Consider the following 13,412-nt stretch of genomic DNA (forward strand, 5'->3'; position numbering starts at 1 on the left):
CTAATCGCAGATATAACAATTCGTTCCATTTGATATCCAACAAATAAAAATTAACACATGAAAGTGATGAAATCAACATATTTATTCAAAACAATCCTATGGATAAGTGCTTTTTGTTCTTTTACCTTAGGTCATGCTCAAGGAGAAATCCCTAGAGTTCATGAAAGTAATGAATATACGCATCAACAAATAACCGATGCATATAACAACTCTCCTAACAATTACATTTCATTTCTAGAATCTGGGAATAATGCAACAAATAGTACTACATACAATCCAGAAGCATATATACTGCTACAAATCGATAATGATTCACCACCATTTGTTGAATATAGTTTTGAATTACAACTAAGAATTCATCCTGCTTTATCAGACGGAACTTTTGATACTACTGGATATAATGAACTTTTAACCGTAGAGTACAAACCTTTTGCGAATATTGGTAATAGTTTAGACCAAGTATATCATAATATACAAAATAGATATGGAGCAAAAATTTATATAGAAAACATCACAACTACATATGCTGCAACTAATACAACTGCTACTGAAGTTCCTGCTAATGTAAAATTAAATATTGGGTTCAATGCAATTCGTGTTTTAGGAGTTTCTAATAATAATTATACGAATAATTTAACATTTGTTCAAGGCACAGGCTCTCAATTATCTTATGAAGGTCAAAAGTTAAAAGTAAGCTTAAGTCGAAACTTTAGATATGCATATTTATATCCAAACCTAGAAGCTGGAAAAACATACCAAGTCAGCTTCGGGTTGGAAATGGAAGAGCCAAGCAGATTTTATGCCCTAGCAAGAAAAAATAGTGCTGGTACTCCATGGTTACACCATAGTGCTGGTGATATAAATAATAGCACCGATTATAGCTATACCATCACACCGACTGAAACTGCCCAACATGTTCTATACTTTGGAGGAATCACTATTCCTGGACACCCTAACAGTGTCGATTTTCCTTCACCTAAAGTCTTCTATTTAAACAATGTAAGTATTACAGAAGTTGGAGGTTCAAATGAGGTAATATATCAAAACAATTTTGCTTCATCAGAAACAATAAGTGTTAATCCGTTTACTGCAAACCCAGATAACGCAAGTGAGTACTTACTCTCTTGGAACAATTTAGAAGGTGCAGTATCATACGATTTAGAATGGACTTGGATAGATAGCTATGATAAAACACCTAGTGAAATTTCATTAACAGAAAAAGAATTTCAAAGAAATAATACACGTGTAAATACAAAGAACTTACATTATGAAATTCCTAATATATATGACAAAGGGTATATCGTATGGAGAGTCAGAGCTGTTGGTCGATTCGCTGATGACTATCAAACAAATTACTATGGTGCATGGAATCAAACAGGAACTGATAATTCTACACTTTCAAATTGGACATATAGTATAGTTAGCGGGCATGAAGACAATAAAAATTGGCAGTTTCAAGCTAGTTACGCTGAAGAAGGTAAAAAGAAAGAAGTTGTAAGTTATTTTGATGGAACACTAAGAAACAGGCAAACAGTCACAAAAATAAACACTGATGACAATGCAATTATTGGAGAAGTAATTTATGACAACCAAGGACGTCCCGGAATTGAAATACTTCCTGCTCCGACAACAAATAATGAATTAAAATACTACAATAATCATAACATAAATACGAATGATAAAAAATACTCACATTTAGATTTTGATTGGGATATAGTTACAAACGCAAACAATGCGCAAAATTGCGACGTTCCAGCTGATGGGATGAAAAACACATCTGGAACTAGTAAATATTATTCAGCAAATTATGATGGAACGAGTGAATTCCATAATGCTGTTCCTGATGCTCAAAACTATCCTTTCTCTCAAATTGAATACACGCCCGACAACACAGGACGTATTAAACGTAAAAGCGGTGTTGGACTTACACATCAATTAGGCGAAGGACATGAAATGAAATATTTTTATGCAAAACCTGTTCAAAAAGAATTAGATCGTCTTTTTGGTTCTGATATTGGATGGGATTCATACTACAAAAAAAATACTGTTGTTGATCCTAATGGACAAGTAAGTGTAAGCTATGTCGATCCACAAGGAAGAACAATTGCGACTGCTTTAGCAGCAGATAATCCTAAAAATTTAGATGGATCTGATCGATTAGATAGCTTAGAAGATGAAGAAAACAGTAATTTACACAGTAATACTACTGAAGACTTACTAAATAAAGTAAATCCAACTGATATTGATACTGATATTGATAATAATATTCTTATAAATACAGGACGTTTTCCAAATCTAAACGTAAATGATGGATTACGTTATAATGGATTCAGAACAGTAATTAAATCAGGTATCGAACACAAACTTGAATACGATCTTCAATTCGTAAGTGAAGAATTCAGTAATAATTGTGCTGTTGGTCCATATCCGTTTGCGTATGATTTATCAATAACCATAAAAGACGAATGTGGAAATAGTTTACTCTCAGAAAATATTGAAGGTTTTACAGGGCCTGAAAATAGTTCATTTATAATAACTCCTCCATTAGGTGATTTAGCAATTGAAAAAACATTACAAATCAATGAAGACAAGTTAAATGAATACGTAGATCAATATATTGAAGATGCACAAGCAGCTGATTGTATTTTGGAGTTAGATGATTTTAACGTTTCTGCTGACATTGAAGACTGTTTTAGTACTTGTGAGGAATGTGTAGATTCCATTGCCACTGATAAAAACACGTACGTAAACACATTACTTTCGCCATATGGATTAGACGCTAATGATCCTACTAGAGATGCTCTTATTGCACGATTTGAAAGAGAATATGACTTATTAGTTGAAGCATGTATGGCTCCATGTACAGAAGACGGTCTTCTACTAAATACTGGTACAAACTCACCTGCAGATGCAACAAACTCAATATCATGTACGGTAACTATGCAAACATTAGTGAACGACATGAAAAAAGTGGGCCAATATGGAATGCAGATTAGTGAATTAAATCAAGATGGAGAATATGAATTGGTAGATATTACCGAAGAATTAAGCATTTTTAGTCAAAATAATCTTTTAAAAAACTCATTCATTGATGATTTGTATGCTGCTCATGGACAAACAGTTCCTTCTGTATATTCATGGCTAACACCTTTCAATTTAAATCACAATGATCCATACCACTACTATAATAGTAATGGAGATATTGTAAAAATATTAATTCCATTAGAAGGCAACACATATGGTTTAACAGATGAAGATCCTCTAAACCCAGGGTTTGGATCAATAGAACCTCAAAATTTAACTTTTGAAGACTTTCAAAGTTTTTGGCAAGATCAATGGGCGGAGTCATTAGTCGCATTTCACCCAGAATATAGTTACTTATTCTTTGCTAATGAACTATGTCAACTTACAGTAGGGCTCACCATGTCTTCTACTGATAATTACTATGTGAATGTTGACGGATATGAAAACTATCTAAACCAATTATCATTTACTCTTGCAAGACAACGTTATTTAGACCCTGCTACTCTTGAAAACATCATTAATCATGACCCTTTATTCATCAATGATCTACCTTCATCTCTAGGGTTTTCAGATCCTGATTTTCATAAAGACATGATGTTATCTGTTGTAAATTCAGATTATCAAGCTACTAGTGAACCAATGCTTCATACAGCACTTTTAACAATTGCTTGTAATAGTATTAGTAGTGTTTGTCCTGCTGATATCAACAACATGACTGCCGAGCAGGAAGCTGAAGTTTGGCCTATATATAGAAACTTATATCTATCCTTTAGAGATCGTGTAAAAAGTGTATTGGCAAATATGTTTGCTTTTTCACAAGGAACTTACAATAGTTGTATTGGACCAGATGCAGATAACCCAGGAGATTTATTCTTAAACTTAGGAAACTATGCTGGCTTTACATTACCTACTCCTCCAAGTGGAAGTGATGGAAATGTTTGTGGTGGTAATACCAACTTTTATGCTAATAAAATAAAACGTATCGTTTCAGAAGACGTAAACTATGATTCAAGTCAAACTGTTGAACAAACAGGTCAGCAATTAGAAGAATTAACAGATTATCAACACTATGTACAATCTGGGCAATGTCCAATGGGACGCGATTTAGAAACCTTTATAAAAGGTCTTGTAACAGATAGTAATGCTCATAATTCAGGATTTGCAAATTTTGACTTTCAAGGAAATTACTTAAGCATGGATTTATTTGAGGAACTTGGAGGAACACCAACAAGTAGTACTGTTTCAAATACTGGAATGCAAATAACTTCAACTCCAACAAATCAATTCTTACCAATTACAATTACTGTTGATGATCCAAATACAGTGCTATCTTCAATTAATTTGGTGTTAACTAATACGAATTTAGACTGGAGTGATTATGGAACTACATGGGAAATCAGCGAAACTGGTCAATTAGCATATATGGCTCATAATGATCTATCTCCTGTTAGATTTTTCTTTTTAATGACCGCAAAAATAGTAGCTCCTGGAACTACGCAAGTCATTGATGAAGTAATCATTAATGGAAATACTTTAGCTAGAATAGGAGAATGTAGTGTTGATGGACAAGAAAATGTTGCTACAGATGCTAATGGTGTAGCTATTGGAGAAGACTTAGGTGACGGAGGTATCATGAATGATGATGGAGAATGTGAAGACAAAGATGATTTTGCATTAAGTTTAAAAAATGTATTAAACGCTATAATACCTATTAACTCTTCAACTATAAATTTACAAACTATAGCAGACTACAATAATGATGATTTCCTTCCTGAATTCTTAGGAGACAATCCGCAGAATATTAATGGAATTTGGAACAGCAATCCAAATGGAAGTTATAGTATAACACTTAATGGAAATACAATATTAGAGCTTTCAGATTTTTCAGATTTTGAATACGGAGGACAAACACATAGTTTCACTTCTTTAGCAAGTGGAAATGTTCCTTCTCAAAATGGAATCATTGCTTTTACTGACATTACTTTTAATAGTCCAACTAATATTAGCATAGAAGCTTTTGTGAATTCTACAACGACATTACTGGCAGTTCGTTATACATTCACTGCTACAGTAAGCGCTTTACCTTACGACTGTTGTTCTTATGTTTCTGGTGATGATGATACAACCATAGATGATTGTGGAACAGTAGATACTGATGGTGATGGAATTGGAGATCTATGTGATGATACTCCTTGTGGAGATGTTACAACCAACAATGATACTGACGGTGATGGAATTCCAAATGCTTGTGATAATTGTATCAAATTTGCAAATCCAGATCAATTAGACTCAGATGGTGATGGAATTGGAGATACTTGTGATAATTGTAAAGATACATACAACCCAGATCAAGCAGATGCTGATAATGATGGAATTGGAGATACTTGTGATGATGATACAAATAGTACTGCTTGTGTAGAAGAGATAAATGCAAATAGTACAACTTTTAATCAAGGCATGACACAACTCTTGAATAGTGTATTAACTACAAACAATTTTTACACTTCACAAGATGTTACACAATATATTTCTCCAGAGTTAATGGAGTTCTTTACTGCCAATGCTCGTGTTCTTTTGAACAATGGGAATATCTCTTTTTCATCTGTATCTTGGGAAGCTCCTATTGCTATATATCAGTCATTAAATAATGCTGTACAACTGGAGTTCTCTGGATTATTAGGCAATTATTACATTGCTATTGAACTAACAGATGCGCTAATGCAAAATGGAATTGCAAACAATGCTAGTTTCACTGCGGTAACTCCTTATGGTTTGCCTTCAAACACATTACCAACTGAATTTGGAATTGCGTATAACGCTACTTTAAACCCAAATGCTGTCGCTATTAGTAATATCTATCAATCAATATATAATATTAGAAGAGACGTCCTCTCTCCACTAAATTTTACGTGTGATTTAGAGAATGTAAGAACTATTAGTGGACGCTATACTGCTTTCAAAAATGCTGAAACAGCATTGCAAATCAACACCAACACATCAGAATACGAACCATGTGTTACATGTATTCCACAAACAGTTACACCAGTTGATAGAGAAGAAATGTGGGCATTATATACTGGTGCCGTTAGCGACATACCAAATTATAGTATGCCTAATAATTATAACTTGGAACACTTTGATAATATGAATTATCAATACATCACTCAAGGTTATATTGAATATCTAAATGCATTTGCGGGTAGTACTACTAATGTAGACCTGACAGCTGTATACTTTTTAACAATTGCGGAGTTTGGTGCAACACCATTAAACTATGGTTTTAATGATTATGCAACTATAATCGAAGCATATAAAAATTATAGCACTGTAAGTGCCAATCCAATAACGTACTTAACTCCTGATAATACGAATTATAAAACTTGGAGAGATTTTGTAATGGGGTATTTAGAAGAACATCCTAGAGTTTGTCCTCCTGCTCCAATGTTCCCTACAATTGACTTGCAAATCGATGACCCTGTAAGTGATTGTCAAGAATTTGCAATTAATATTGCCGAAGCATACGGTTTAGATAATTATAATTCATACATCGAACGTATAAAACATGAGTTCAGAGTAAACTACACACAACAAGCTATGAATAATGTTGTGGAAAACTTAGAGCTTACTTACAACGATAAAGAATACCAATATACGTTATATTATTATGATCAAGCTGGAAACCTAACACAAACGGTTCCTCCAGAAGGTGTAAAAAGAGCTGTACATAGTCCTCAGGATATTACATCAATAAATAATAATAGAGATACAAATACAGGAATTGAAGTCCTTCCTGAACATACATTAAAAACTGAATACAAGTACAACTCATTGAATCAGTTAGTATGGCAAAAAACACCTGATGGAGGTATTACTGTATTTGCTTATGATGATTTAGGGCGAATTATTGCCTCACAAAACAGTAAACAAGTAAAAGAAGATCCTCATAAAGATTTTAGTTATACACGCTATGACGGTTTAGGGAGAATCTTAGAAGCAGGGGAAATTGAAGATAATTCTCTTACCTATTCTATTTCAAATAAAGGAAAGCTTTTATTCAATGGAAATCCTGTAAATAGCTTTGAAGACTCATATGATGCATTTAATAAAAAAGAAGTAACTCGCACTACATATGATGACAGAATTATCGTTGAAAGCGCTGCAAATTCTGTTGTATACTCTTCAGACTTATTTACGGCTCCATACACTGCCTTCAATAGTATCAATAGAGTAACTGCTGTCACCTATTATGATAAAATAAAAGCAGGAAAAGCTCCATATTTTGACAATGCACTATTCTACAATTATGACGTACATGGAAATGTAAAAGAATTAGTTACATACATTACTGAACTTAAAATTCCAGATTGTGAAATACAACCAGAAGTTTTAGATTGCGAAACACACCTAAAACGGGTTCACTATGAATATGATTTAATTAGTGGGAATGTAAAAAATGTAACATTTCAACCTCGAAAACCAGATCAATTCATTCATAAATATGAATATGATGCTGATAATAGAATTGTTGCTGCGCATACTTCTAAAAATGGATATGTTTGGGAAGAAGATGCTGAATATAAATACTACGAACACGGACCATTAGCAAGAGTTGAGATTGGAGACAAAAAAGTACAAGGAACTGACTATATATATACACTTCAAGGCTGGTTAAAAACCGTAAATGGGGAAAGTTTAGCATCAACAACAAATGATCTTGGACATGATGGGCAAGGAAATAGAAGTCATATGGCAAGAGATGTTTTTGGATATGCTTTACATTATTTCAGTGGAGATTACTTAGCATCAGACACATCTGTAAATAGTACTGTTTTCAAACTCTCTAATACTGGAGTCGTTACTGCTAATCCTAAAAATCTATACAATGGAAACATCAAAACAATGACAACTTCATTGAGAGATCAAAATGAAAAAATATTAACTACACAAGTTAATAATTATACATACGATCAATTAAATCGTATCAAAGCAATGAGTTCTTTGGCAGTAACCGATAAACCATTCAATAATATACAGACACAAAACAGTTATTCCTCTTCATATTCCTTTGACAGAAATGGAAACTTGCAAACACTACAACGATATGTTCCACAAGATGGAGTGTTAAAAACAATGGACAACTTTAGTTATAAGTATATCACAGAAAATGGAAACCCAACAAATAAATTGGCCATCGTAAGTGATATAATTGAAGAAAACCAATATGAAACAAATGCTGATATTGATGATCAAATAGCCACATTAGCAAGTGTTGGATATGATTACAATGCGAATCCAAACGACACCAATAATCATAATTATATCTATGATGAAATTGGGCAACTTATTGAAGACAAAACCGAAGGGTTAAAAATATTCTGGAGAGTCGATGGAAAAGTAAAAGAAGTACATAAACTGCCTTTCCAAGCTCAGGGAATTCCAGATATAATTGCTTTTCAATATGACGGTTTAGGAAATCGTCTCGGAAAATCAACATACAAACTTGGTAATAGTAATGATAAGGAGTCTACAGTATATGCTCGTGACGCACAAGGAAATGTATTAGGTGTATATGATGTCAACACCTCTAGACATACAACTGAGTTCGACCTAGAAATGATTTTAAAGGAAAACCATGTATTTGGAAGTTCTAGACTAGGAATTGAAAATAGAAATATTAAAATAGTAGATGAAAATTTCCTAACACCGTTAACCATAGATCCAACAAATGATGGGTCAGGAATTCCAATCATATTAGGTAATTTCAATAAAAGTGGGTTAAGAACCACTAGCGAAACATATTTCCATTGGGATCATCCTGCAACAACTTCAGGTGAAAATTCAGAGTTTAGAGGCCTGAATCTACAAACACAATTTAAAATTACAACAACTGATAAATACAGTCCTGTTGTCATTTTAAGGCATAGCAATATAAATCAGCAAAGTCTGAAGCAATATTACGAAGCAGTAGTGTACGTAATCAAAAACGAAACAACAGGTAAACATGCCGTAAGATTTTCTATTCGTGAAGAAAATGAAGATCCAAAAAAAGATGGAACTGGAGATTATACTATAAAGTATTACATCACACCTTATGAGTTTACAGCCGATCTTCTGACTACAAAAGGACTTAAAGTTAATTTCAACTTCTTTGGAGAAAATGCAAATGTTGTAATCAATGGGAAAACGTATGATACTAAAAATGCAACCAATAAATTAATCATTTTAAATCCGGTTTCTGGAGAGCTTACAACAATCAATACACAAAGTAAAGGGTTTGTATACAGAAACGCAGGTTTAGAAACGTTAGATGTAGCGTATGTAAATTATCATTTTGATATTTCTGATAGTGATACGCAAGCGATCAGTTTTCCAATGCTAGATACCGATTTCCTAAAAAATAATTTAGGAGCTGAAATGAAAGCAGTGACAACAACAACCTTAGCAACTGATGACTATATCATTCCAGACGTATTCTATTTAGATACTGACAATGATGGTGTAGATGATTATCTAGAAGATATCAATGCAGATGGAGATCTTGATAATGATGATACAGATGGTGACGGAACACCAAACTATCTAGATACGGATGACGACAATGATACCATTCTAACAGTTAACGAATATCTGTTAGCAGACACGGATAATGATGGAACGCCAAACTATTTAGATACGGATGATGATAACGATGAATGGCTTACAGCTGCTGAAGGACAAGCAGATGACGACAATGATGGTATCCCAAATCATTTAGACAATACACATTATCAAAATGCTGTAAACGGACCATTAACACATCAAAATTATGCAAATCATATTGGTGACAAAGCCTATGAATTATCAAACCATTTAGGAAATGTACTAAGTGTTATATCTGATAAAAAAATACTCGCTTTTGGAACTCAAATAGCACAAATATATGAAGGTGTAAAAGGTTTTAAAGAAGACAGTGAAAATGTAAGTTTGGCATTGGTTGATAATGAAACTGTTTTACAGTGCGCTACAATCGACCCTAATACAGGAGCATTCCATGAAGAAAAATTAGAAGAAAATATAGAATACTATATAGAAGCAAATATTGAAAAAGAAAACTACGGTGCCGACATAAAAGTATCCATAGAAGATCTTGAAGGAAACAGTATATACACAGCAATAATCACAGAGTCAGGTGATTTCGGGTGTACGTTTACTGTACCTCAAACTGCTGATTATCGTATTCGTTTCTTAAAACATACGCAAAATTTAGAACACAATGATGAAGAAGCATTCTATATTAGAAAATTCGTTATATTTACCCTTGAGGAAACCCAAAATGTAGAAGGGTTCCTTGCAGACGTTCTTTCTTATAATGATTACTACCCGTATGGGATGCTTTTACCTAAAAGACATGCAAGTGATGAAAGTTATAGATACGGCTTCCAAGGACAAGAAAAAGATGATGAACTAAAAGGAGAAGGGAACTCGCATAACTTCAAATACAGAATGCATGATCCTAGATTAGGTAGGTTCTTTGCAGAAGATCCTTTAAGAGGTCGTTTCCCATGGAATAGTCCATATGCTTTTAGTGAAAATAAACTAGGAATAGGTATAGAACTGGAAGGAGCTGAAATTTTAGCCTTTGATATACTTAAAATTTTACTTGATGAATATACTGCTTTAAAACAGAAAACTAAAAAAGATGTTGAGAATCTAGTTGAATCTGCTACTACTGAAAAGTACAACAATCAGATTAGGTATAATACAGGTCAAATGTCAGAAGTTGAATATGAACTTTCTGAAAGACAAAGAATTAGTAAATTTTTAGAAGCAGGAAGTAATTTAGCAGATCTAACAAGTCAAGGTATACATTTAGGTTTAGATATTGTAGGGATGGTGCCAATAGCAGGTGAATTAGCTGATGGCACTAATGCATTGTTTTATTATGCTGAAGGAGATTATGAAAATGCTGCCTATTCAATAGTAGCTGTAGTCCCTATAGTTGGTGAAGGAGGAAAAATTGTAAAGTATGCAACTAAATATGGTGATGAAGCTGTAAATCTTTTTAAGAAGGCAAAAAAACTAAGCCCTTGCGGCTGCTTTACTTCTGGCACGCAAGTGTTGACTTCTGATGGATATAAAAACATTGAAACCATTAAGAAGGGAGATTTAGTTTGGGCTTTTGATGATAAAACTCAAAAACTTAAACTCAAACCAGTCATCAATACGTTTATAAAGGTTAGAGATCATATCTATAAAATTTATGCTGATGATGAAGTAATTGAAGCAACAGATGATCACCCATTTTTTATTGGCGGTAAATGGATAAAAGTAAAGAATTTAAAAGTTGGTGACGAGTTAACACTTTATGATGGTAGTAAAATTATTATTGATAATATTACCTATCATAAAGGAGAGTATAAAGTATATAATTTTGAAGTAGCTGATTTTCATACATACTATATTTCTAAAGAAAATATTTTAGTACATAATAGTGGTCCTTGTGATTGGGTAAAAAACGCTCGCAAAATAAAAAAAATGAAAGAAGCAACGAATTTACCTTTAGTAAAGAATACTGAGTGGGGAAATAAAATTGACGGATTAATTCCTGATGGAGTACCTAAGAATTGGTCAAAAGAAGATATATTAGTTGCTTTAAAAGATTATAAGGCAAGTGTGGTTAGCAGACTTAAAGAAGCAGAACATTTTAAATCTATAGGTGAAGGTGCAAAAAGTATCCCTATAGCTAAGGCTCATTATGTACGTATTGCTGATGAGAAGGCATTTATTCAATCTCTTGAAAAGGCTTTAAATAATATTAAATTATGATTATAAAACAATTACTAGAAATAATTGACAAGGATGTCGATGGCGAACTCTTAAATGCTTTTACTGATGAGTTTAGAGGTGGTAGAAATCCTAAAGATATTATAGAGCTATTGCAATCTCAAAATGATGAATTAATCTCTTTTGGTATTTATGTAGTTGGAGAAATAAATATAGAGGATTCAAAAATAAAGAAAGCTATTAAAGAAGAATTATATAAACTCATTGAAATTGGAAGTTCTTATATTCGAATACTATCTTTGACTTCTATTAGTTCTATAATATTAGAAGAATCGGACTTAAATAAAGCTAAAAGTTTTTATGCGAGAATATTTGAGGAAAATGATGACGAGGGAGTTAAGGCGTTAGCAAAAAAATTATATAATAAGGGTAATGGATAATGTAGTAAAATAGGTCATGAATTAAAATATAGTTTTAAAATACTGAAAACCAATAGTTAAATTAAAAATTTGCTATTGATTTTAATCGTTCATTGATATATTGATAGAAAGTTAAATCCCACGCTAGCGCTAGTTTTCTTGTGCTGAGTTTACCGAAGCATAACTAGTGCCGAGTATGAATAAATACATATAATAATATATAAAACTTCCAAGCTGTTATAGTTTGGGAGTTTTTTTATGGGTTAAAGTGAGTATGCTTTTTTGGCATTGTAGTCGCATAAAAAAGCATCCAATATAAGTAATAAAGCTTCTCTTTCTTTGGTCAGTAATGTATTAATCTCAGTAAGTCTTTTTTAACATCAGTGGATCTTGTAATACATTATTATCTTCACTTTGTCCAAGTAAATATCCAACATTAACAAAAGCTATACTAAAAAGTTAGTATAGCTTTTCATATATTACAATACTACTCAACAAAAAACAAAATGCAATACCTAAAATCTACTTGTATTATTTTACTATTCGTATTTCTTATTTCATGTGAAAAAAACATACCGCTTTTTAATCCATTGCATGAACTTGAAATAGGCATGAACAAGTCTAGTAGTGAAGAAGTTATTAAACACTATAGAGATGATACTATAATTGTTAATGACAGAATACTAATCAATGACATTGAAGCTGATATATCCTTTTTATATTGTAAAACATGTTTTAACATGTCGTTAAGTGGAGTTATATTAAAAACTGATGAACCTGATAAATTAATCGACTTTTTAAAAATGGATTATGAGCATATCAATAACATTGTAATAGCAGAATATTCATTAAGAAGTTCTTTAGATCTTTTCGTTCATTTCAGTGATGCTGTATGTATTTATGATAAAACGAAGGTTCATTATTTAGATGAAATGTCTATAATTAAATGTAAAAAAAGTAAAGCTGATCCTTGTTGGGAATAATAAATAACTTTAAAATTGTATCTACATAAAATAAACATGTATTTTCTTCTCTAAACACACTATTTTTTAAGACTTTTCGTTATCTTTAGTGTAAGAATAATATTTTTCAAGTTGCTACTTGAAAACCTACCTCTTCCCTACAGTAAAATACATATAGAAACGTGAACCAAAGAGAAAATCTTTTTGGGAATATTGTTATGAATTAAAATTGTTTATCATGTAT

The 13,412-nt window shown here is 32.4% G+C and carries 3 protein-coding genes; all 3 read left to right on the forward strand.

Annotation, left to right across the window (positions count from 1 at the left end; translation table 11 throughout):
• Positions 1-66 precede the first annotated feature (66 nt).
• Positions 67-11,829 (forward strand): polymorphic toxin-type HINT domain-containing protein, encoded by an 11,763-nt coding sequence (locus Q0828_RS17065; RefSeq protein WP_298424362.1) that lies wholly within the window; start codon positions 67-69, stop codon positions 11,827-11,829.
• On the forward strand, positions 11,826-12,227 hold the full coding sequence (locus Q0828_RS17070; RefSeq protein ID WP_298423846.1) for a hypothetical protein: 402 nt from the start codon (positions 11,826-11,828) through the stop codon (positions 12,225-12,227). The genes Q0828_RS17065 and Q0828_RS17070 overlap by 4 nt, the downstream gene beginning before the upstream one ends.
• 485 nt (positions 12,228-12,712) lie before the next feature.
• Positions 12,713-13,189 carry a hypothetical protein gene (locus Q0828_RS17075; RefSeq protein ID WP_298423849.1) on the forward strand — a complete coding sequence of 159 codons (477 nt, stop codon included), beginning with the start codon at positions 12,713-12,715 and terminating at the stop codon, positions 13,187-13,189.
• Positions 13,190-13,412 lie beyond the last annotated feature (223 nt).

Origin of the sequence: uncultured Kordia sp., from assembly GCF_947496985.1 — a bacterium.
Taxonomy (GTDB): domain Bacteria; phylum Bacteroidota; class Bacteroidia; order Flavobacteriales; family Flavobacteriaceae; genus Kordia.

Coding starts and splice junctions, on each gene's coding strand:
- Q0828_RS17065 (WP_298424362.1), top strand. CDS start 67: ATGAAATCAACATATTTATTCAAAACAATCCTATGGATAAGTGCTTTT.
- Q0828_RS17070 (WP_298423846.1), top strand. CDS start 11,826: ATGATTATAAAACAATTACTAGAAATAATTGACAAGGATGTCGATGGC.
- Q0828_RS17075 (WP_298423849.1), top strand. CDS start 12,713: ATGCAATACCTAAAATCTACTTGTATTATTTTACTATTCGTATTTCTT.